Genomic DNA, 22372 nt, shown 5'->3' with positions numbered 1-22372 from the left:
CCCACCGAGTGTGACGGAAGGAGCGACGCGAACATGACGGACAGTCGAATCGCGGTGATCGGCATGGCCGTACGGCTTCCCGGTGCCGAGGACGTGGCGGACCTGCGCTGGCTGCTGACCCACGACTCGGTCGAGGTGGACGAGGTCCCGCCCAGCCGGTGGGCCCGCGACCACTACCTCGGTGACGGCGACCACCAGGGCACCCACCACCGGGGCGCCTTCCTCCAGGACCCGTTCTCCTTCGACCACGAGGCGTTCGGCCTGACCGCCGGTGACGCCGTCCTGCTCGACCCGCAACAGCGGGTGATGCTGGAGGTCGGCGCGCGGGCGCTGGAGGACGCCGGCTACCGCTCCGTGCGCCGCCGTCTCGACGCGGGCGTCTTCGTCGGTGCCCGGATGAACTCCTACGGCTTCGACCACGGCCGGGGACTGACCCCGACCGGCCCGGACGGCACCGGCCGGCCGGTGCCGGCGGCACTGTGGGGCCGGTCGCAGAACTTCGTCGCGGCCTGGCTCTCCGACCGCCTCGACCTCACCGGCCCCAGCCTGGTGGTCGACACCGCCTGCTCGTCCTCGCTGACGGCGGTCTGGTTGGCCTGCCAGAGCCTCGCCGCCGGCAGCTGCGAGATCGCCCTGGTCGGCGGCGTGGACCTGCTGCTCGACCCGCTGACCTTCGTGCTGCTGTCCCGCACCGGCGCGCTCTCCCCGGACGGGCTGTGCCAGACCTTCGACGAGAAGGCCAACGGGTACGTCCCCGGCGAGGGGGCCGTCGCCCTGGTGCTCAAGCCGATGGCCGCGGCGGTGGCCGACGGTGACCTGATCCTCGGCGCGATCGCCGGCACCGGCGTCAACAACGACGGCCGGACCATGGGGGTGACCACCCCCAACCTGGAGGCCCAGATCGCGCTGCTCGACCGGGTGTACGGGCGGATCGACCCCACCACCGTGCAGTACGTCGAGACCCACGGCACCGGCACCGCCATCGGCGACCCGATCGAGGTGCGGGCGCTCACCGACGTGTTCGGCCGGCACGGCGTCGCCCCCGGCAGCGTCGCGCTCGGCTCGCTGAAACGGCGGATCGGGCACCTGCACTCGGCGTCCGGCCTGGCCGGCCTGGCCAAGATCGTTCTCTGCCTGCGGGACGGGGTCGTCCCCGGGGTGCCGGTGCCGACGGTCAACCCGCGGCTCCGGTTGGACACCGGCCCCCTGTACCTGCCGCCGCGTCCCCGACCCTGGCCGGCGGCCCCGGTCCGCCGGGCCGGCGTGAGCGGCTTCGGCTTCGGCGGCACCAACGCGCACGTGGTGGCCGAGGCGGCGAGCGGCCCCGCGCCGACCACCACCGGGGCCGGGCGGCCCGCGGAGGTGCTCGCCCTCTCCGCCGACAGCCCCGACGTGCTGCGCGAGCTGGCCGCGCAGTGGGTGGAGTTCCTCCCCTCGGTGGCCGACGAGATCGCCGACGTGCTCGCCACCGCCCGGCTCGGCCGCCCGGCCCGCGCCGTACGCTGCGCGGTCACCGGACCGGACGCCGACGGCCTTGCCGCCGCGCTGCGCGCCCGGCTGCTGCGCGCCGACGTCCCGCTGGGGGAGCCCACCGGACGACCGCCCGTGGTCGCCGTCCGCCCGGTGGCCGGGTCCGCCCCGCCGCGGTGGCTGCTCGCGCTCCACCACGACCTGCCGGCGGTACGGGAGATCGTCGGCCGGTTCGAGACCGCCGTCGGCAGCCCGGTGACGACGTTCTCCGGCCCGCTGCTGCGGATCTGCGCGGGGGTCGTGCTGGCCGTGGCGCTGCGCGGCAGCGGGGTACCCGAGCAGGCGGTCGACCTGCCGCCCGGCTGGGCGTCGATCGCCGACTTCGTGCACGGACGTACCTCCCTGGAGCAGGCGCTCAGCACGGTGCTGGCCGCCGGAGCCGCGACCACGGACACTCCCGACCCGGACGACGTCGACGCCCGACTGGACCTCTGCGTGCGCCTCGCCGCCGCCACCGACGGGCGGCAGGCCGCCGCGGTTCTCGCCGCCGTCACGGCGGAACTCTACGAGGCCGGGGCGGACATCGACTGGGCCACGTTCCAGGGGCCGGTGGCCTGGCACAAGCGCCTCCTGCCGGTCGGTCAGGCCCGGGGCCCCGCGCTGGACCTGCGGGAGCCGCTGCGCTCCGCCGAGCCCGGCGGCCCGCTGACCCTCGACGACGCCGGCCCGGCCGGGTACGCCTTCTCCCGCGTCTTCGGGCCGGGCGAGGTGCCGATCGCCCAGCACTCGGTGTACCGCCGGATCATGCTCCCCGGCGTCGCCTGGTTCGACTTCCTGCGCCAGGGCGCCGAGCTGCGCGGCGAGCCGTTCCACGGGGTACGTGACGTGCTCTTCCACCGCCCGCTCATCCCGACCGGGGCGCACCGGGTGGTGTGCCGGGTCGACGCCGAGGGGCGGTTCACCGTCGCCGACGCCGACGGCACCCCCTTCGTCACCGGCTGGTACGCCCCGCAGCCCGATCCGGTGCCCGCGCCGCAGCCGCTCGCGGCGCTGCTCGACACCTGCTCCCGGGTGCACGCCGGGTCCACCGTGTACCGCTGGCTGCGCCGCATCGGCTACCAGCACGGCCGGTACTACCGCAACATCTCCTGGGTCGCCAGCCTGCCCGGCGGCGGCACTCTCGCCCGGATCGAGGGGGGCCGGCAACGTGCCCTGAACCCCCCTGACGTCCAGCTCTTCCCGGGGTTGCTGGACAGCGTCACCATCGCGGCGATCGACCCGGACAACCCGGTGTTCGGCACCGACCACGCCACCGCGTTCATTCCGCTCTCCGTCGACCGGGTGAGCGTGCACGGTGCCCTGGCCGACGCCGCCTACGTGCGCACCGAGGTGTCCTTCTGGAACGAGGAGGCGTGCCGGGTCACCCAGGTCGTCCTCGACGCCTCGGGCGTACCGCTGCTGACCTTCGGGGACATCTCCTCCAAGCGGGTGCCCGTCCTCGCGTTCAGCGAGCCGCCGGCCGACACCGCGCACCGACCGGCACCCGTGCCGGCGGTCGCGCCGGCCTCCGCCGCCGTTGCCGTCCCGGTGGACCCCGCCGTGGGCGCGGCTCCGGTGGGTGGGGAAGCGTCCGCATCCGCAGCGGCGCACCGGCCCGCAGCGGAGCCGGCCGGGGCTGCTCCGGAGGTGCCGCCGGCCGCCGACCGGTCCGCGTCGCTGCCGGCCGCCGACCCCGTCGCGGCGACGCCGTTCGCCCGGGCGCTCGCCTGGTTCCTGGCCCTGTCCGGTACGGATGCCGAGCACGTCGACGCCGAGTTCCTCTCCGCCGGCTTCGACTCCGTCGGCCTGGTCGGGCTCAGCGAACGCCTGTCCCGGGAGCACGGGCTGTCGCTGTACCCGACCGTCTTCTTCGAGTACCCGACCCCCCGCAGCTTCGCCCAGCACCTCGTCGACGAGGCACCCGAGTTCGTCGCCGCGCTGGCCGCGCCGCCGCACCCGGGCCCGCCCGCCGCCGCCCCACCGTCGGCCGGCGCCGTCCCCGTCTCGTCGCCGGCTGCCCCCGTCTCGCCGCCCGCCGACCAGGGGGCGACGCCGGCCGGCACCGTCGCCACGCCGCCGGAGGGGTCCGTGCCCACCCCGCTGCCGGCCGGCAGCGTTCCTCCTCCACCCCCGGCCGGTGACGTGCCTGCCGTGCCGTCGGTTTCCGGCGCGCCGACGGCCGCCGGGGTCGGCGGGACGGACCCGGGGCGTGACATCGCCGTCGTGGGTGCCGCGATCCGGGTGCCCACCGCCGGCGACCTCGACGCGTTCTGGACGCTGCTCACCGACGGGCGCGACACCGTCGGCACCCTGCCCGAGGGCCGGTGGCAGCCGCTGGAGGGACCGGTGCCGCAGGCGTCCTTCCTGGAGCGGGTCGACGAGTTCGACCCCGTGCCGTTCCGGATCTCCGCCCGGGAGGCACCGCTGATCGACCCCCAGGCCCGCATCGTCTACGAGACCATCTGGCAGGCCCTGGAGGACACCGGCCGGACGGGGCAGGGGAGCCCGGACAACCGGATCGGCCTGTGGATCGCCTACAGCCACGACCACTATCACGAGGAGCGGTCCCGACACGGGGTGGCCGACGGGCGTGGGCTGGGCCTGGAGGCGATGATCCCGAACCGGCTGTCGTACCTGATGGACTGGCACGGCCCGAGCGTCGTGGTGAACACGCTCTGCTCGTCGTCGCTGGTGGCGTTGCACACCGCCGTACAGCACCTGCGGGCCGGCGACATCGACACCGCCGTCATCGGTGGCGTGCACGCCGCGATCAGCCCCGAGTACTTCGACTCCATGCGGGACCTGCGGGCCCTGTCGCCCAGCTTCCGCTGCCGGGCCTTCGACGTCGAGGCCGACGGGTTCGTGCCCGGTGAGGGGGCGGTGGCGGTCGTGCTCCGCCGCCGCGCCGACGCCGAACGGGACGCCGACCGCATCAGGGGTCTGATCAAGGGGGTGGCGGTGAACCACGGTGGCAGGACCACCCGGTACTCCGCTCCGAGCCCCGTCGGCCAGCGGGAGGTGATTGTGGCGGCGTTGCGGGATGCGGGTGTTGGTGTGGAGGGGATGGGGATGGTGGAGGCGCATGGGACGGGGACGTCGTTGGGTGATCCGATCGAGGTGGAGGGTTTGACGCGGGCGTGGCGGGGGTTTACGTCGCGGACGCAGTTCTGTGCGATTGGTTCGTTGAAGTCGAATATTGGTCATTTGGAGCCGGCGGCGGGTCTTGCCGGGTTGGTGAAGGTGTTGTTGTCGTTGGAGCACGGGGTGGTGCCGGCGACGTTGCATGTGGTGCGGCCGAATGACCATATCCGGTTCGAGGACACGCCGTTCTTCGTGGCGGACAAGCCGGTGTCGTGGCCTCGGGTCGCGGGTGCGCCGCGTCGGGCGGCGGTGTCGGCGTTCGGGATGGGTGGGGTCAACGCCCACGTCATCGTCGAGGAGGCTCCGGTTCCGGCTGCGCGGGAACGGTTGCCGCAGGGGTCGTTCGTGGTGAAGGTGTCGGCGGCCAGTGAGGAGGGTGTGCGGCGGTTGGCGGGTGCGTATGCGGGGGTGTTGGCGTCGGCCGATGGTCCGGGTGTGGGTGATGTGGGTTTCACGGCGAATGTGGGTCGTGCGTCGCATCGGTTCCGAGTGGCGGTCCAGGGTGCTGACGGGTCGGAGTTGGCCGCTGGATTGAATGCGGTCGCGGGTGGGGACCGGCCGGTGGCCCGGTTGTCGAATCAGCCGCCGTCGTCGGTGTTCATGTTCTCCGGCCAGGGTTCGCAGTATGCGGGGATGGGTGCGGGGTTGTGTGCGGCGGAGCCGGTGTTTCGGGATGCCGTCGATGAGTGTGTCGAGTTGGTGGGTTCGGGTGTGCCGTTGCGGGAGGTGGTGTGGGGGGACCGGGGTGGTGAGTTGGTGCAGACGCGGTTTGCACAGGTGGGGATCGTGGCGGTGCAGGTGGGGTTGGTGCGGTTGTTGGAGTCGTGGGGTGTTCGGCCGAGGTTGGTGGTGGGTCACAGCGTGGGGGAGTTGACCGCGGGGTGGGCGGCGGGGGTCTTCGGGTTGGGGGAGTTGTTGCGGTTGGCGGTGGTGCGGGGTGGGTTGATGCAGGGGCAGGCGTCGGGTGGGGCGATGGCGGTGGTGTTCGCCGATGCCGGGTCGGTGGAGGCGGTGTTGCCGTCGTTTCCGGGGGTGGAGATCGCGGCGTTCAATGCTCCGCGCAGTGTGACGGTCTCCGGCCCGGCCGAGGCGGTGGAGGCGTTCGGTGTCGGGTCGGGGTTGCGGACGCAGCGGTTGACGGTGAGTCATGCGTTCCATTCGGCGGCGATGGCCGGGGCGGTGGGGCCTTTTGCCGAGGAGTTCGGGCGGGCGGTGGTGTCGCCGCCGCGGATCGGGTTCGCCTCGACGGTGACGGGTGGTTGGCATGACGCCCGGTCGGTGGCGGATGGCCGGTTGTGGGGTTCGGGGATCCGCGAACCGGTGCGTTTCACCCAGGCGGTCGAAGCGGCCCATGCGGCCGGCGGACGGGTCTTCTGGGATATCGGCGCGCATCCGGTCCTGACGGGGTTGGCCCGGTCGACGCTCACCGACACCGGTCTGACCTGGCTGCCGACGCTACGCCGGGACCACGACGACCAGGCGCAGCTCCACACGGCTGTCACGTCGTTCTACAACCAGGGGCTGGGTGAGATCGACTGGGCCGGGGTGCACCACGGGAAGGGACACCGCACCACCACGATCCCCACCTACCCCTTCCAACGGCAGAGATTCTGGGTCCACGGTGGAGTGGACGGGGCGGCGAACGGCTCCCCCGCCCGGCCGGCTTCCGGGAGGCAGGAGCCATCCCGACATAAGATCCGCCTTTATCCGCCCGCCCGGGAAAACCACGTCGACAAGGACCGGATGTCATGACTACGGAATACGGACTCAAGCGCCACTTCAACGGTGACGCCGCCCGCCTCATCGGCGGCAAGATCCGCGAGGTTCACCCGGACTTCGACGTCGAAGAATACGCCGTCGAGGTGGAACGTCGCATTCCCGGAAAGGAGCTGAAGGACCGCGTCCTCGTCCTGGCCGAAGGGCTGCGCAGTCGGCTCCCCGAGGACTACCCCGAGAGCGTGAAGATCCTCCTGGCCATTCTCGGCGACGAACTCGCCGAGGGCGAGGGGATGTTCAACGTGAGCTGGTACCTCATGCCGGTGGCCCGGTTCGTCGAGGAGTACGGCCTGGACCACCCCGAGGTGTCCCTCGACGCACTGGTCGAGATCACCAAACGACACACCGCCGAGTACGCCATCCGCCCCTTCATCGAGCAGCACCACGAGCTGACGATGAAGCGGATCGCCGACTGGGCCCGCGACCCCAGCCACAACGTCCGGAGGCTGGCGAGCGAGGGCGTGCGTCCCCGGCTTCCCTGGGCACGTACGCTCACCGCCTTCGTCCGGGACCCGCAGCCCGTACTGGAGATCCTCGAACCGCTGCGCAGCGACCCCTCCGAGTACGTGCGCAAGTCGGTGGCGAACAACCTCAACGACGTCTCCAAGGATTCGCCCGACATCGCGCTGGCCACCGCGTTGCGCTGGTCGCAGGAGAGCCCGACCCCGGAGACCACCTGGATCGTCCGGCACGCACTGCGCACGCTGGTCAAGAAGGGCAACCAGGAGGCGCTGGCGATCGTGGGCGTCACCGGGGGTGAGCACATCCGGGTGCCCTCGATGGGGCTCCACCCGCGCACCCTGGCGCTCGGTGAGTCGACCATGATCCGCCTGCAGGTCGAGAACACCGACAGCCGCCGGCACACCGTCACCGTGGACTACGTGGTGCACCACGTCCGCAAGAACGGCCAGCGCATCCCCAAGGTCTTCAAGCTGACCACGCTGGACCTCGCCCCCGGCGAACGCCGGACGGTGGAGAAGTCGCACCCGGTCCGGGAGGTCTCCACCCGGCGCTACTACGCTGGCGAGCACCTCGTCGACATCCAGGTCAACGGCCAGGTGCTGGCCACCGACAGATTCGACCTCCGGCTGTGAGCGGCCACCGTACGTCGCTCGCCGCCGACCACCCGGTGCTGCGCGACCACCGGATCGGCGACACGCCGGTCCTGCCCGCGGCGGCGCAACTCGACGCGATGCTCAGTGCCTGCGCGGCGACCCGGGAGGGCGGGAGCTGGCAGCTCGACCGGGTGGCGTTCCTCGCGCCGCTGCCGGTCGCGCCCGGCGGGTCGGTCGAGATCGAGACCGTGCTCACCCCGGCCGGGGAGTGCACGCTCGCCTCGTGGCAGCCGGACGGCTCCGGCCCGGTCCTGCACAGCCGGGCCCGGGCCACCCGCAGCGCGTTGGCCCCGCCGAGCTACCGGGACGTGGCGGGGCTGCGCGCCGGCTGCGTAGACGAGGTGCCGCTCGCCACCGTCGACGAGTGGCGGCGGGGCAGCGGCATCGCGTACGGCCCGACGTTCCGGGCGATCCGCGCCGCGCACCGGGGGCCCGACCGGATGCTGGCCGTGCTCCGCGCCTCCGGCGGGCTGACCGACCGGCACGTCGTCCCGCCGCCGCTGCTGGACAGCGTCTTCCAGTGCCTCGGCATGCTCGACGACGGCACGGCGGGCACCTGCCTGCCCTGGTACGTCGGGCGGATCACCGCCCGCCGGCCGGTCACCGGCACGGTCCTGGCCCTGGTCGAGCGGACCGAAGCGGCGGGCGGGGCCTGCGGCGCGGTGCGCGGGCGGGCCATCGTCTGCAACCAGCAGGGCGAGGTGTTGTTGGAGCTGGACCGGATCGTCCTCAAGGCGGCCGGCCCGACCACCGCCCCGGCGGCCCCCCACCGGCAGCCCCCGTCGACCCGCCCCACCCCGACATCCACCGACCGGCCTCAGGCCGACCCGCCTCCCGCTGATCCGGTGCCCGTCGATCGGGTGCCCGTCGACCGGGTGCCCGCCGGGTCGGTCACCGCCGTGGTCTGGCGGCCGGTGGTTCCCACCCCGGAACCGGCAACCGACCCCGGTCGCACCTGGGTGGTGTCGGGGGAGGCCGGCGTCGAGTCGTACGAGGGTGGGCCCGTCCTGCTCACCCCGGCCGACCTGGACGACGTCCACCTCGACCGGGCGCTTGCCGAGACGCCGCCCGCCGAGGTGGTCTACGTGGCACCGCGCGGCGGGCGGGACCGGGCGGCGGCCGTCGCCCTGCTGCACGGCGTGTTCACCCTGGTCCGGCGGCTCGCGGCGCAGCCGCCCATGCCGGCCCTCACCATCGTCACCAACGCCGCCCAGCAGGTCACCGACGGTGAGTCGATCGAACCCGCACAGGCCGCGCTGTGGGGCCTCGCGCGGACCCTACGGATCGAACACCCGCAGGCCCGGGTCCGCCTCGTCGACATCGGCCTGGGCGGCGGCACCGAGCCGCCGACCCTCGACGAGGTACGGCACGGCGAGGCGGAACTCGCCTGGCGGGACGGCTCCTGGTACGCGCCCACCCATCCGGCGGTACCGGTCGTACCCGGGCGGTCGGCCCGGCCGGTGGCCGGTGGCCGGTTCCTCGTCACCGGGGGTCTGGGCGGCATCGGCCTGCACGTGGCGGAGTTCCTGGCCGGTGCGGGCGGTGCCCACCTCACCCTGGTCGGCCGCACGGTACCCACGGAGGGGCCGACCAGGGCCCGGCTGGACCGCCTCGCCACCACCTGCGACCTGCGGATCGTCGCCGCCGACGTCCGCACGCTGCCGGACGTGCTGCGCGGCGCGGAACCCTTCGACGGTGTCTTCCACGCCGCGGGTGTGCTGCGCGACGGGTTGGCGCGCAGCCTGTCGGCGGAGCGGATCGACGAGGTGTTCGGGCCGAAGATCGGTGGGGTGCACGCGCTCGACGAGGCGTTCCCCGCCGACGTGCGACCCGGGTTCGTCGTCCTGTTCTCCTCCATCTCGGCGACCCACGGCAACCTCGGCCAGAGTTCCTACGCCACCGCCAACGCCTACCTCGACGGCTACGCCGCGCGCCGTCGGGCCGCCGGGGAGGCGTGGTACAGCCTCGGCTGGGGTCTGTGGCGCGTCGGCATGGGTGCGGGGATCGCCGACGCCGCGGCAGCACGTGGCATCCCGGCACTGACCGCCGCCGACGGCATCGCGCTGCTGCGGCACACCCTCGAACTGGCTCCCGCGAACTACGTCGTGTCCGCAGTCGACGAACCGGAGGACGACCAGATGACCACCGTGACCCCCGTCGAGACCCGGCTGTGGCCGGCGTTGTCGGCGATCCTGAAGCGGACCCTGCACGTCGACCGGGTGTCGCCCGACGACAACCTGCTGGAACTGGGGCTGGACTCGATGATGGCGGTCGAGGTCTCCGCCGCGCTGGCCGGTGAGGGGCTGGACGTCGATCCGGTGGCCATGTTCGACCACCCCGACGTCGGGGCGCTGGCCCGGCACCTGGAAGGACTGCCCCGCCACCCGTCGGGCCCGGCCTCCGCCACCCCGGCCCCGCCCGTCACCGGCCCACCCGTCCCGGCCCCGCCTGCCGTCGCCCCGTCCCGCCCCGTCGCCGCCGTACCGGTGGCGCCGTCCTCCGCCGTGCCGGTGGGCGGACGGTCCGGGTCCGCCGCCGTACCGGCCGGTTCGCCCGCCGGGTCGGGTGGCGCGTCGCCGGACCCGACGGCCGCGTCGGGGTCGGCGCGTTTCGTGCCGGACTGGGACCGCTACCGCGACGTCGACGACGCCGACCGGCACCCGCCCCGGCCCGGCCACCGGGCGGGGACCGGTCCGGCGACGGGGAACCCGGGGACGAACGGGCACCGGCCGGCGGCGGGTCCGCCGGCCACCCGGGAGCGGCCCGCCGGGCCACCCGGCGTCACCGTCCCGGTCGGCGCGTCGGTTCCCCGTCGCACCCTGCCCGGCCGGCTCGGCGACCACCCGGGTGGCTCCTTTCTCGACCGGCGCATCGACGCGCTGTCGGTGGACGACCGGGTGGTCATCGCCCAGGACGACTACTTCTACGAGCCGGTCATCGAGGAGTCCAAGGGTGCCTGGATCAAGTTCGACGGCCGGTGGTTCCTGAACTTCGCGTCGTACAGCTATCTCGGGCTGATCGGCCACGACTACATCAACCACCAGGCGCAGCGGGCCCTGGAGCGGCACGGCACCGGCGCGCACGGCGTGCGGCTGCTCGCCGGCACCCTGCACCTGCACCGCGAGCTGGAGCTGGGCATCGCCCGGTTCCTCGGGGCCGAGGACGCCATCGTCTACACCAGCGGCTACATGGCCAACGTGGCGACGATCGGCGCGTTGGTCGGGCCGGGCGACGTGGTGATCGGCGACGTCTACAACCACGCGAGCATCCTGGACGGCTACCGGTTGTCCGGCGCGACCGTGATCACCTACGCGCACAACGACCTGACCGACCTGGAACGCGCCCTGCGCCGGGCGGGTGACGCCGGGAAGCTGGTGGTCACCGACGCGGTCTTCAGCATGGACGGTGACATCGCCGACCTGCCCGGCATCCTGGCGCTGTGTGAGCGCTACGACGCGCCGCTGATGGTCGACGAGGCGCACAGTCTCGGTGTGCTGGGCGCCACCGGCCGGGGCATCACCGAGCACTTCGGCATCGATCCGGCCCGGGTCGCGGTCAAGATGGGCACGCTGTCCAAGACGGTGCCCAGCACCGGTGGCTACGTGGCCGGCTCCAGCGACCTGATCTTCGCCCTGAAGAACAACGCCCGGGGCTGGATGTTCTCCGCCGCCGGCACCCCCATGCAGGTGGCCGCCGCGCGGGCCGCGGTGGAGGTGATGGAGGCGGCCCCGCAGCTCACCGGGGAACTGCGGGCGCTCACCGACCGGTACCGGGCGACGCTGCGCGGTCTGGGCTTCGACACCCTGGCCAGCGAGACGCCGGTGGTGCCGATCATCTGCGCCAGCGCCGGGCAGGCCCAGGAGATGGCCCGGCTCTGCCAGGCCGAGGGCATCTTCGTCCAGCCCATCGTCTATCCCACCGTGCCCAAGGCGCTGCCCCGGCTGCGCACCATCGTCAACCTCAGCCACTGCGCCGACGACCTCGACCATGCCGTCGCCGTCTTCGCCCGGGCCGGCCGGCAGGTCGGGCTCATTTCCTGAGTGCGGCCGGCGCGCTCCGACCGAGACCCACCCGTGTTGCCGACCGCCCGACCGGGCGGTCGGCGAAGGAACCCCGTCGAGAGGAGAACGCAGTGAGTGACATCGACAGCAGGGCCTTCTTCGGTGCCGTCCTGAAGGCCGTCGCCTGCACCCGCAACCACAACACGGACGAGACCGGCTACGCCGAGGGGGTGCTGACCCCGACCGCCCGGATCCGGGAGTTCGAGAAGGAACTCGGCGACCGGGCCCTCACCCGGGCCGAGGCCGAGCAGGTGCTGGGCTGGCTGGACTCCACGTTCCGGGCCAAGCTCACCCCCGCCGAGGAGCGGGAGCACTACCACCGGTACATCGCCGAGGTGTCCGGGGTGACCCGGGCGCCGGCCACCGTCGCCGCCTGACCGGCGGCGTCCGGTCCGGGGTGCGCCGCCGACCTGGTCCCGTCGGTGGCGCACCCCGGCCATCCGCCCCTGCCCGATGTCGAGCGCCGAGGACGTCGCCCATGTCGAAGCTCGCCTGGTACAGCCACGAGATCTGCTTCTGGCACGACCCCGGACCGGGATCGGGCTACCTGCCTGTCGGTCCGGGCATCGAACCCCTGCGCCAGCACGCCGTCGACCCGGATCTGCGCCGGGCCGAGGGGCTGGTCCGGCTGGCCGGGGTGCTGGATTACTACACCCCGGTCACCCCCGAGCCGGCCACCGACGACGACCTGCTGCTGGTGCACGTGCCGGAACACCTCGCCCGGGTCGAGGCGGCCTCCGCGCTCGGCGCGGGCGACGCCGGGGTGTACGCGTACGTCAACCACCACAGCGCCCAGGCCGCCCGGGTGGCGGCGGGGGCCGGCGCGCAGGCGGCCACCGCCGTGCTCGACGGGCGCTTCGACCGGGCGTACTGCCTGGTCCGGCCGCCCGGGCACCACGCCGAGCCGGACCGGGCGATGGCGCTGTGCCTCTACAACAACGTGGCGATCGCCGCGCGGGCGGCGCAGCGGCACGGGGCACGCCGGGTGCTGGTGCTCGACTGGGACGTGCACCACGGCAACGGCATCCAGCGCACCTTCTACGACGACCCGGACGTGCTCTACGTCTCGATCCACCAGGAGGGGCTGTTCCCACCCGCGTCGGGGCTGGTCACCGAGACGGGCACGGGTGCCGGCGCGGGCCGCACCCTCAACGTGCCGTTGCCCGCCGGTTCGGGGCACGAGGCGTACCTGGCGGCGCTGTCCCGGCTGGTCGTGCCGGCGGCGCGCGCCTTCCGCCCGGAGCTGGTCCTGGTCGCGGCCGGTGTCGACGCGAGCGGCCACGACCCGATGGGTCGGATGATGTGCACCAGCCGGACGTTCCACGCGATGACCCTGACGATGTGCGCGCTGGCCGACGAACTCACCGGCGGGCGGATCGTGTTCGTCCACGAGGGCGGTTACTCGGCCTGGTACCAGCCGACGCTGGTGTTGGCCATCGCGTCGGCGATCGCCGGCCTGCCACCCCCGCCCGATCCCTTCCTGCACTCGTTGGAGCACCTGCCCGGGCAACGGCTGCGACCGCAGCAGAGCCGCGTGGTCGAGCACCTCGAGGCCCACCACCCGATGCTGGCATGAGGAGGGCGGAGCCGATGAACGGCTGGTTGATGCGGGTGGGCGCGGGCCTGCGGCACCCGGTCGAGAGCGGGTCCCACGCCGCCCGCCCGGCCCGCGGCGGGCCGTGGGCGCGACTGATCGCGTTGCCGCACGCCGGCGGTTGGCCGTCGGCGTTCCGCACCTGGCGGCCGGTGCTGCCGGCGGGGGTCGAGCTGCTGGTCGCCCAGTTGCCCGGCCGGGGGCTGCGGGCCGGGGAGCCGCCGCTGCGCCGGGTGGCACCGCTCGTCGACGGCCTCAGCCGCGCCGTCGCGGAGCTGCCACCGCTGCCGTACGCGGTCGTCGGGCACAGCTTCGGCAGTGTGCTGGGCTACGAACTGACCCGGGCGATGGAGCGGCTCGGTCGGCCGCCCCGGCTGCTCACGGTGTCGGCCCGCCAACCACCGTGTTTTCCCAGCGAGCCGCCGTTCGCCCACCGTCGGACGGACGACGAACTGTTGGAACACCTGGTGGAGATCGGCGGGATCGGCCCCGAACTGCTGCACCGGGGGGACCTGGTGCGCCCCGCGCTGGCCGCGATCCGGGCCGATCTCGAAGCCATGGAGACCTACCGCCGGCCGCCGACGGGGGTGGCGGTGCCGATCCTGTCGCTGGGCGCGGTGGACGACCCGGTCGTCGTCGCCGACCGGCTGCACCTGTGGTCGCTGGAGACGACGGGGGTCTTCTCCCGCCGGATGTTCACCGGCGGCCACTTCTACCTGTACGACCCGGACACCGCGGCAACCATCGCGGAACATCTTTTACAGCTTTGTTTCCCCCATGTGGCGGAACATCAAGAAATGTCCCACCCCAGTGCGATGTTTACGCACTGACCACTCCGCACCATCCAGAGAGGAACCACCTTGGGCACCACGAGCGAACCGCAGCACCGGGCGAGCCCCCGGGAATGGCTGGGCCTGGCAGTGCTGGCGCTACCGACGCTGCTGCTCTCCATCGACATGAGCGTCCTGCACCTCGCGGTGCCGCACATCAGCGAGAGCCTGCTGCCCAGCGCGCCACAGATGCTGTGGATCATCGACATCTACGGCTTCATGATCGCCGGCCTGCTGGTGACCATGGGCACGCTCGGTGACCGCATCGGCCGGCGTCGGCTGTTGCTGATCGGCGCCGCCGCGTTCGGGGTCGCCTCGGTGATCGCCGCGTACGCCGACAGCGCCGCCATGCTGATCGCCGCGCGCGCCGCGCTCGGCATCGCCGGCGCCACCCTGATGCCGTCCACCCTCGCGCTGATCAGCAACATGTTCCAGGACGCGAAGCAGCGCGGGATCGCGATCGCCGTCTGGGTCACCATGTTCTCCGTCGGCATCGCGCTCGGCCCGGTGGTCGGCGGCGCGTTGCTGGAGTACTTCTGGTGGGGCTCGGTCTTCCTGCTGAACGTGCCGATCATGGCGGTGCTGCTGCTGGCCGGCCCGCGACTGCTGCCCGAGTACCGCGACGCCGACGCCGGCCGGCTCGACCTGACCAGCGTGGCGCTGTCCCTGGCCACCATCCTGCCGGTCGTCTACGGCCTCAAGGAGCTGGCCAAGGACGACCCGGGCCTGCTGCCGGTGCTCGCGATCGTCGCCGGCCTGGCCGTCGGCGTGTTCTTCGTCCGCCGGCAGCGGGGCCTCACCAGCCCGCTGATCGACCTGCGGCTGTTCCGCAACCGCGCGCTGACCACCGCCCTGGTGGCGATGCTGTTCAGCATGCTGATCGCCGGTGGGACGTACCTGTTCGTCACGCAGTATCTCCAGCTCGTGGTGGGGCTCTCCCCGCTGCGGGCCGGGCTCTGGCTGCTGCCGGCGGCGATCGCGCTGATCGTCACCTCGATGCTCTCCCCGGTGCTGGCCGGGCGGTTCGCCCCGGCGCACGTGGTGGCCGCCGGCCTGGCGGTCTCGGCGGTCGGGCACCTGAGCCTGGCCCTGATCGGCAGCGAGGGCGGGCTCACCCAGCTGGTGGTCGGCTTCCTCCTGGTCTACGCCGGGGGCGGGCCGCTGATCGCCCTGGGCACCGACATCGTCGTCGGGTCGGCACCGCCCGAGCAGGCCGGCTCCGCCTCGGCCGTCTCGGAGACCAGCACCGAACTGGGCATGGCGCTCGGCGTCGCCATCCTGGGCAGCATCGGCGCGATCGTCTACCGCAGCCAGGTCACCGTCCCCGAGGGCACCGCCGCGGGTGACACGCTGGCCACCGCCGTCGTCGCCGCCGAACGGCTGCCCGGGGAGGTCGGCGCGACGCTGCTGGCCTCCGCACGGGAGGCGTTCACCGACGGGCTGAACGTGATCGGCGCGATCAGCACCGTGATCACCGTCCTGCTCGCCGTGGCGGTGCTGACAATGGTCCGCGTCCGGCCGGACGCGCCGGACGACGCCCCGGTGGACGACACCGTACCGGCGCGGTCGGCGTCCTGACCCGCGTTCGCCCGACACCACCGGGGGCGTGCCGACGGACCGGGTGTCCGCCGGCACGCCCCCGGCGTCGTGACCGGACGCTCCCCGACAGCCGGGAGAACGCCCTCCGGCGGCCCGTCGCGTGCACCCGGGACAGCACCGACCCGGGACGCCGGGTCGATCCTCGACCGGCCGGGTGGGGTCGCCGACCTGGAGGTGCCGGCGACGGTGGGGTGGCTCGCCGGTCAACGACGGACCGGCAACCGCCCGAGCTTGTCCGGGTTGACCACCAGCAGCAGCCGTTCGATGCCCCGGGCCGAGGTGTCCAGCGTGATCAGCGTGACCGGCCGGTCGGCGGCGACCAGCACCCCCGGGCCGCCGTTGACCTCGACCAGGCCGACAGTCGTCGCCCGCCAGTACTTGCGCCGCACGTTGTCCAGGAAGTTCGTCACCCGGGCCGGCCCGCACACGTCCCGGCGGGCCGCGTGCACCCGGCCGCCGCCGTCGGAGCGGGCCACCACGTCGGCGGTGAGCAGCCGCTCCAACGTCGTCAGGTCGCCGTCGCGGGCCGCGTCGAGGAACGCCTGCGCCAGCCGCCGACGCTGGTGCGGCGCGACCGGCGTGGCACCCTCGACGGCGAGGTGCCGCCGGGCCCGGCCGGCCAACTGCCGCGCGTTCGGCTCCGACGTGCCGAGCACCTCGGCGATCTCCCGGTACGGGTAGTCGAACGCCTCCCGCAGCACGTACGCGGCCCGCTCGGCGGGGGTCAGCCGTTCCAGCAGCAGCAGGACCGCGACGTCCAATGCCGCCGCCCGTTCCGCGCCGAGGGTCGGATCGGCGCGGGTGTCGACCGGCTCGGGCAGCCACGGCCCCACGTACGTCTCCCGGGTGGCCCGCGCCGAGGTGGCCGCGTTCACCGCCAGCCGGGTGGTCGTGGTGGTGAGGAAGGCCGCCGGGTTGCGCACCCCGCTGCGGTCGGTGCCCTGCCAGCGCAGCCACGCCTCCTGCACCACGTCCTCGGCCTCGACGACGCTGCCCAGCATCCGGTAGGCGAGCCCGAACAGCCGTGGCCGCACGTCGAGGAACGCGGTCAGGTCGGCGGGCGCGACGGCCGGTGGCGCGTCGGCGGTGGCCCCGGACCCGGTCGTCATGCGCCTACCGTAGGCGGTGCGCCGCGCGGGCCCGACGTCACCCGCCGGGCCCGCGCGTCGGGTCAGCGTCCGCGCCACTGCGCCAACCGGACCCCGCCGGTGCGGGCGTCACCGAGCGGGACCAGCGCCTGCTCGGCCAGCAGCGCCCCGAAGTAGCGCCCCTGCGGGTCGCTGACCACCGGCCGGGGGTCACCGGCGGCGGCCAGCGTCGCGCGACCCAACTCGTCCAGCCGGAACCGCTCGGGCCCGGCCAGGTCCACGATCCCGTCGGCCGGCGTGCCGACGGCGATCTCGGCCAGCACCGTCACCACGTCGTCGGCGGCGACCGGTTGGATCAGCGCCGACGGCAGCCGCACCTCGTCGCCCACCACGGACGACTCGACGATGGCCGGCACGAACTCGAAGAACTGGGTGGCCCGCAGCACCGTCCACGGCACGTCCGCCGCGGCGATCAACGCCTCCTGGGCCACCTTGGCGCGCATGTACCCGCTGTCGGGGATGCGGTCGGCGCCGACGATCGACAGTGCCACGTGGTGCCGTACGCCGGCCTTCGCCTCCGCCGCCAGCAGGGTACGGGTGGACGTCTCGAAGAACGCCAACACGGCGTCCGCCTCGAAGGAGGGGGAGTTCGACACGTCCACCACGACGTCGGCGCCGTCGAGCGCCTCGGCCACCCCCGTGCCGGTGAGCGCGTCGACCCCGGTCCGTGGCGAGGCGGCCACCGCGTCGTGACCCTGCTGCCCCAGCAGGGTCACCAGCCTGCTGCCGATGAGTCCGCTGCCCCCGATGACGACGATCTTCATGGTCGATCCACTCCCTGTCCGTCCCTGGCGGTCGTACCGCCCTGCACCCGTACGACCGGCGGGACCCGCGATCCGTGACAGGCGTCGTCCTGGGCCACCGCCGGCCGGGCCGGGAGCGGGGTCGCGGTGTGCGGTGGGGTACCCCGGGCCACGGTCCGCCGGCGGCTGCGGCAGCGGGTAGCGTTCCCGCGGTGGGTGCGCCGGCACCCGGGCGAGGAGACACCATGGCGGGCACGACGACGGTGGAGGTTCCGACCAGCGACGGCGCGGCGGATGCGTATCTGGCCCGGCCGGACGGGGACGGGCCGTTCCCGGCGGTGCTGTTCTTCATGGACGCCTTCGGGCTGCGTCCCCGGCTCGCCGAGATGGCCGAGCGGATCGCCGCGCAGGGTTACCTGGTGCTGGTGCCGAACCTGTTCCACCGCACCGGCCCGATGCCGCGCGTCGACCTCGCCGACCTGGCCGACCCGCAGCGGCGCGGCGAGCTGTTCGGCCGGATCGTGCCGCTGATCAACGCGCTCACCCCGGAGCTGGTGGCCCGGGACGCCGGGGCCTACCTGGACTTCCTCGCCGCCCGCGACGACGTCGCCGACGGGCCGGTGGCGATCGTGGGGTACTGCATGGGCGGCACCAACGCGCTGCGCGCGATCGAGGCGCATCCGGACCGGATCGCGGCGCTGGCCAGCTTCCACGCCGGCCGGGTCGTCACCGACGCGCCGGACAGCCCGCACCGGGGCGTCGGCGCGGTCACCGGTGAGCTGTACTTCGCCCACGCTGACCGGGACGACTCGATGACCGCCGACCACATCGCGACGTTGGAGGGGGCGCTCGACGCCGCCGGGGTCACCTACCGCTCCGAGGTGTACGCCGGGGCTCCGCACGGCTTCACGATGGCCGACACCGCCATGTACGACGAGGGGGCCACCGAGCGGCACTGGGCGGCGCTGTTCGACCTGTTGGAGCGGACCCTGCGCTGAGCCGGACGCGGCGGTCGGATGACGTTCCCCACGCGGGGTCATGACAGTCGCGTGACATTTCGTCCGCAGCGTCCCGTCGTGGTTTCACCGCCCGTCCACCCGGGGCAGAGTCCAGGTCGACAGCGACTCGTGGAGGGACGACACACGTGGAAGTACAGGGCTTCTTCACCGCCATCATCATCGGTCTGATCATCGGTGCCCTGGGTCGCCTCGTGGTGCCCGGGAAGCAGAAGATCTCGATCCTGCTCACCCTGGCCATCGGCGTGGTGGCCGCGATCCTCGGCACCCTGCTCGCCGGCGCGCTCGGGGTGGACGACACCCGGGGCATCGACTGGATCGAGCTGTTCCTCCAGGTGGCCTTCGCGGCCGTCGGCGTCGCCGTTCTCGCCGGCACGTACGGCCGACGTCGGCACTGACCCGCACCCCCTCGCGTCGGCTCGCCCTCTCCCCGGGGCGGGCCGACGCGGCCGTTTCGGGCGGGTGGCGGTTCGGGTACCCCCGGGGGTATGTTGGTGGCAGGAGGTGCACCGTGAAACTGCGACCGGAGATGACCGGCGACGCGTTGACCCGGCTCAAGCGGGCCCGGGGTCAGCTCAACGCCGTGATCGAGATGATGGAGAACGGCGAGGACTGCCGGGAGGCGTTGACCCAGCTCGCGGCGGTCTCCAAGGCCATCGACCGGGCCGGTTTCAAGATCATCGCCTCCGGGATGCGGCACTGCGACGCGGCGCGTGGGCGCGGTGAGACTCCCGAGATGACCGAGGCCGAGCTGGAGAAGCTCTTCCTGGCGCTGGCCTGACCCGCGAACGGCGTCCCGCCCGGCCCGCCTGATCGCGCTCCGGGCGGGTACTCCGTACCCCGGAACACGAACACCCGTCTGTCCGTTACATACCCCCAGGGGTATAAGCGAAAAGAGAGGTTTGCCATGACTGTTGAGGTGACGGTGCTCAGCACGTCCTCCCTCGGCGACCGCAGCTACCTGGCCTCCGACGGCCGGACCGCGGTCGTGGTCGACCCGCAGCGCGACGTCGACCGCATCCTGCGCCTGGCCGGCCAGCGCGACGTCCGGATCACCCACGTGGTGGAGACCCACCTGCACAACGACTACGTCTCCGGCGGACGGGAACTCGCCCGGCTCACCGGGGCCGAGTACCTGGTGGCCGCCGCCGACCAGGTCGGTTTCCCCCGCACCCCGGTCGACGACGGCGACGAGGTGCCCGTGTCGGACACCCTGCGGCTGCGGGTGGTCGCCACCCCCGGCCACACCTTCCACCACCTGTCCTACGTCCTGGACACCGCAACCGACGGCGGCTGGCAGCCGGTCGGCGTGTTCACCGGCGGCTCCCTGCTCTTCGGCACCACCGGCCGCACCGACCTGCTCGGCCAGCAGCACGCCCACGAACTCGCCCACCACCAGCACTCCTCCGCCCGGCGGCTGGCCGACCTGCTGCCCGACGGCACCCAGATCTGGCCCACCCACGGCTTCGGCAGCTTCTGCTCCGCCACCCAGGCCGACGCCCCCGACTCCACCATCGGCCGGGAGCGGCAGGTCAACCCGGTGCTCCGGCTCGCCGCCGACGACTTCGTCACCGACATCCTCGCCGGCCTGGACGCCCACCCCGCGTACTACGCGCACATGGGAGCCGCCAACGCCGCCGGCCCGACGCCGATCGACCTCACCCCGGCCACCCGCGCCGACGCCGGGCAACTGCGCGAACGGATCGCCGCCGGGCAGTGGGTGGTCGACCTGCGGCACCGCAAGGCGTACGCCGCCGCGCACCTCGCCGGCACGGTCAGCCTCGGCCTCGACGGGCCGATGTCCACCTGGCTCGGCTGGCTGATCGACTGGGGCGCCCCGCTGACCCTGCTCGCCGAGACCCCGGAACAGATCGCCGACGCCCAGCGGGAACTGGCCCGCATCGGCATCGACCGGCCCGCCGCCCAGGCCACCGGCGGCCCCGAACGATGGGCCGCCGACCCCGGCCAGCTCCGCGAGCAGCCCACCGCCGACTTCGCGGCCCTGGCCGCCGCCCGCGCCGGAAACCCGCCCGCCGGACTGCCCGCCCCGCAGGTCGTCCTCGACGTGCGGATGACCAACGAGTGGAGGGCCGGGCACCTCACCGACGCCGTCCACGTCCCCCTGCCCGACCTGCGGGCCCGGCTCGCCGACATCCCCGCCGGGACGATCTGGGTGCACTGCGGCTCCGGCTACCGGGCCAGCGCCGCCGCGTCCCTGCTGGCCAACGCCGGCCGGACGGTGGTCGTCGTCGACGACCGGTTCGACCGGGCCGCGCCCGCCGGCCTCACCCTGACCACCCCCGCCTGACCCGCCCCCGCTGCGGCGGACCCCGAAACGAGGAGAGATGGACCGTACCGACCCCACCCGCGAGGCCACCGTCGACGCCGGCACCCTACGTGCCCTGGTCGACTCCGGCCGGGCACCCCGCCTGCTGGACGTCCGCACCCCGGCCGAGTTCGAGACCGCGCACATCCCCGGCGCCTACAACGTCCCGCTCGACCTGCTCCGCGAACACCGCGACGAACTGCGGCGACACCTCGACGAGGAGGTGGTGCTGATCTGCCGCTCCGGCGCGCGGGCCGGCCAGGCCGGTCGGGCGCTCGCCGCCGCCGGCCTGCCCCACCTGCGGGTCCTCGACGGCGGCATGCTCGCCTGGGAAAAGACGTCGGCACCCGTACGGCGGGGCACCCCCCGCTGGGACCTGGAACGGCAGGTACGCCTCGTCGCCGGGTCGATCGTGCTGGTCAGCATCCTCGGCTCGGTGCTGGTGCCGGGGCTGAAGTGGGTCGCCGCGCTGATCGGCGGTGGGCTCACCGTCGCCGCCCTCACCGACACCTGTGCCATGGGCATGCTGCTGGGCCGGCTGCCCTACAACCGGGGCGCGGGATGCGACCTGGACGGTGTCGTCGCCCAGCTACGCGGTGGCACCGGACGGCAGGGGTGAGCGCCACCCTGCCGCTGACCCTCGGGCTGGCCGTGCTGATCGGCGTCAGCCTCGGCCTGCTCGGCGGCGGCGGTTCCATCCTGGCCGTGCCGCTGCTGGTCTACGTCGCCGACCTGCCGGCCCGGGAGGCCATCGCCACCTCGCTGCTCGTCGTCGGCGTCACCAGCCTCGTCGGGGTGCTGCCGCACGCGCGGGCACACCGGGTCCGCTGGCGAACCGGGCTGGTGTTCGGGCTCGCCGGCATGGCCGGGGCGTACGTCGGCGGGCGGCTGGCCGGCCACCTCCCGCCGACGCTCCTGCTCACCGGATTCGCGGTGATGATGCTGGCCACCGCCGCCGCCATGATCCGTGGCCGACGGGTCGCCGGGGGCACCGGGCCGCACGAGCTGCCCCTGGCCCGGGTGCTCGCCGACGGGGCGGTGGTCGGGCTGGTCACCGGCCTCGTCGGGGCCGGCGGCGGGTTCCTGGTGGTGCCCGCGCTGGCGCTGCTGGGCGGTCTGCCGATGCCGGTCGCCATCGGCACCTCGCTGGTGGTGATCGCGATGAAGTCGTTCGCGGGTCTCGCCGGTTATCTCTGGACCGTCGACATCCACTGGCCGCTGGCGCTCGCCGTCACCGCCGCCGCCGTGCTCGGCAGCCTGCTCGGCGGGCGGCTCACCAGCCGGGTACCGGCCGAGGCTCTGCGCCTGTCGTTCGGCTGGTTCGTGCTGGTCATGGGCGCTTTCGTGCTGGTCCAGCAACTCCCCGGCGGGGTTCGGGCCGACCCGGCACTGTGGACCGGCCTGGCCGGCCTCGCGGCCGGCGCGGCGCTCGCCGCGCTGACCTGCGCCCGACGTTCCCCGGCCGGCGTCGGTCGGACAGCGACCCGCCCCGCCGACTGACCGCCCGGCCGTGC

General features: G+C 73.7%; 15 protein-coding genes. 13 read left to right on the top strand and 2 right to left on the bottom strand.

Annotation, left to right across the window (positions count from 1 at the left end; all coding sequences use genetic code 11):
• Window positions 1-33: 33 nt before the first annotated feature.
• The 7 genes from ACN265_RS16585 to ACN265_RS16555 all read left to right on the top strand — a co-directional run bounded on the left by ACN265_RS16585 (window position 34) and on the right by ACN265_RS16555 (window position 15604).
• A complete protein-coding gene (locus tag ACN265_RS16585; RefSeq protein WP_421408462.1) occupies window positions 34-6402 on the top strand; it encodes a beta-ketoacyl synthase N-terminal-like domain-containing protein in 6369 nt (2122 codons plus the stop codon).
• Complete coding sequence (locus ACN265_RS16580) at window positions 6399-7520, top strand: DNA alkylation repair protein (protein ID WP_421408461.1); 1122 nt, start codon at window positions 6399-6401, stop codon at window positions 7518-7520. The genes ACN265_RS16585 and ACN265_RS16580 overlap by 4 nt, the downstream gene beginning before the upstream one ends.
• Entirely contained in the window at window positions 7517-11581 is a 4065-nt protein-coding gene (locus tag ACN265_RS16575) for an aminotransferase class I/II-fold pyridoxal phosphate-dependent enzyme (RefSeq protein ID WP_421408460.1), read from the top strand. The genes ACN265_RS16580 and ACN265_RS16575 overlap by 4 nt, the downstream gene beginning before the upstream one ends.
• Window positions 11582-11673: 92 nt before the next feature.
• Window positions 11674-11979 carry a hypothetical protein gene (locus ACN265_RS16570; RefSeq protein WP_204926524.1) on the top strand — a complete coding sequence of 102 codons (306 nt, stop codon included), beginning with the start codon at window positions 11674-11676 and terminating at the stop codon, window positions 11977-11979.
• 101 nt (window positions 11980-12080) lie between these two features.
• Window positions 12081-13178, top strand: coding sequence for a class II histone deacetylase (locus ACN265_RS16565; RefSeq protein WP_421408459.1), 1098 nt, complete (start codon window positions 12081-12083; stop codon window positions 13176-13178).
• A gap of 14 nt (window positions 13179-13192) precedes the next feature.
• On the top strand, window positions 13193-14026 hold the full coding sequence (locus ACN265_RS16560; protein WP_421408458.1) for a thioesterase II family protein: 834 nt from the start codon (window positions 13193-13195) through the stop codon (window positions 14024-14026).
• 126 nt (window positions 14027-14152) lie between these two features.
• Entirely contained in the window at window positions 14153-15604 is a 1452-nt protein-coding gene (locus ACN265_RS16555) for an MFS transporter (protein ID WP_421411513.1), read from the top strand.
• Window positions 15605-15828: 224 nt separating this feature from the next.
• Here ACN265_RS16555 and ACN265_RS16550 read toward each other — a convergent pair whose 3' ends face one another.
• Both ACN265_RS16550 and ACN265_RS16545 read right to left on the bottom strand, forming a co-directional pair.
• Window positions 15829-16734 carry an RNA polymerase sigma-70 factor gene (locus tag ACN265_RS16550; protein ID WP_421408457.1) on the bottom strand — a complete coding sequence of 302 codons (906 nt, stop codon included), beginning with the start codon at window positions 16732-16734 and terminating at the stop codon, window positions 15829-15831.
• Between the two features lie 62 nt (window positions 16735-16796).
• Window positions 16797-17537, bottom strand: a complete 741-nt coding sequence (locus ACN265_RS16545; protein ID WP_421408456.1) for an SDR family oxidoreductase — start codon at window positions 17535-17537, stop codon at window positions 16797-16799.
• Window positions 17538-17761: 224 nt separating this feature from the next.
• Between ACN265_RS16545 and ACN265_RS16540 the strand changes: the two genes are divergently transcribed.
• The 6 genes from ACN265_RS16540 (at window position 17762) to ACN265_RS16515 (ending at window position 22358) form a co-directional block, all read left to right on the top strand.
• Entirely contained in the window at window positions 17762-18514 is a 753-nt protein-coding gene (locus ACN265_RS16540) for a dienelactone hydrolase family protein (RefSeq protein ID WP_357927018.1), read from the top strand.
• A 146-nt stretch (window positions 18515-18660) separates the two neighbouring features.
• Window positions 18661-18930: a GlsB/YeaQ/YmgE family stress response membrane protein gene (locus ACN265_RS16535; protein ID WP_204926518.1), complete on the top strand. Its 270-nt coding sequence runs from the start codon at window positions 18661-18663 to the stop codon at window positions 18928-18930.
• 113 nt (window positions 18931-19043) lie between these two features.
• Entirely contained in the window at window positions 19044-19313 is a 270-nt protein-coding gene (locus tag ACN265_RS16530; protein WP_204926517.1) for a metal-sensitive transcriptional regulator, read from the top strand.
• Between the two features lie 126 nt (window positions 19314-19439).
• Window positions 19440-20840: a rhodanese-like domain-containing protein gene (locus tag ACN265_RS16525; protein WP_421408455.1), complete on the top strand. Its 1401-nt coding sequence runs from the start codon at window positions 19440-19442 to the stop codon at window positions 20838-20840.
• 37 nt (window positions 20841-20877) lie between these two features.
• The gene (locus ACN265_RS16520; RefSeq protein ID WP_421408454.1) at window positions 20878-21477 is read left to right on the top strand and encodes a rhodanese-like domain-containing protein; all 600 of its coding nucleotides are present in this window, start codon (window positions 20878-20880) and stop codon (window positions 21475-21477) included.
• Window positions 21474-22358, top strand: a complete 885-nt coding sequence (locus tag ACN265_RS16515; protein WP_357927010.1) for a sulfite exporter TauE/SafE family protein — start codon at window positions 21474-21476, stop codon at window positions 22356-22358. The genes ACN265_RS16520 and ACN265_RS16515 overlap by 4 nt, the downstream gene beginning before the upstream one ends.
• The last annotated feature ends 14 nt before the right edge of the window (window positions 22359-22372 follow it).

This window comes from Micromonospora sp. WMMD730, assembly GCF_049178955.1.
GTDB lineage: Bacteria > Actinomycetota > Actinomycetes > Mycobacteriales > Micromonosporaceae > Micromonospora > Micromonospora wenchangensis.
The sequence above is the reverse complement of the archived record's forward strand: the minus strand, read 5'-3'. Positions and strand labels throughout refer to the sequence as shown.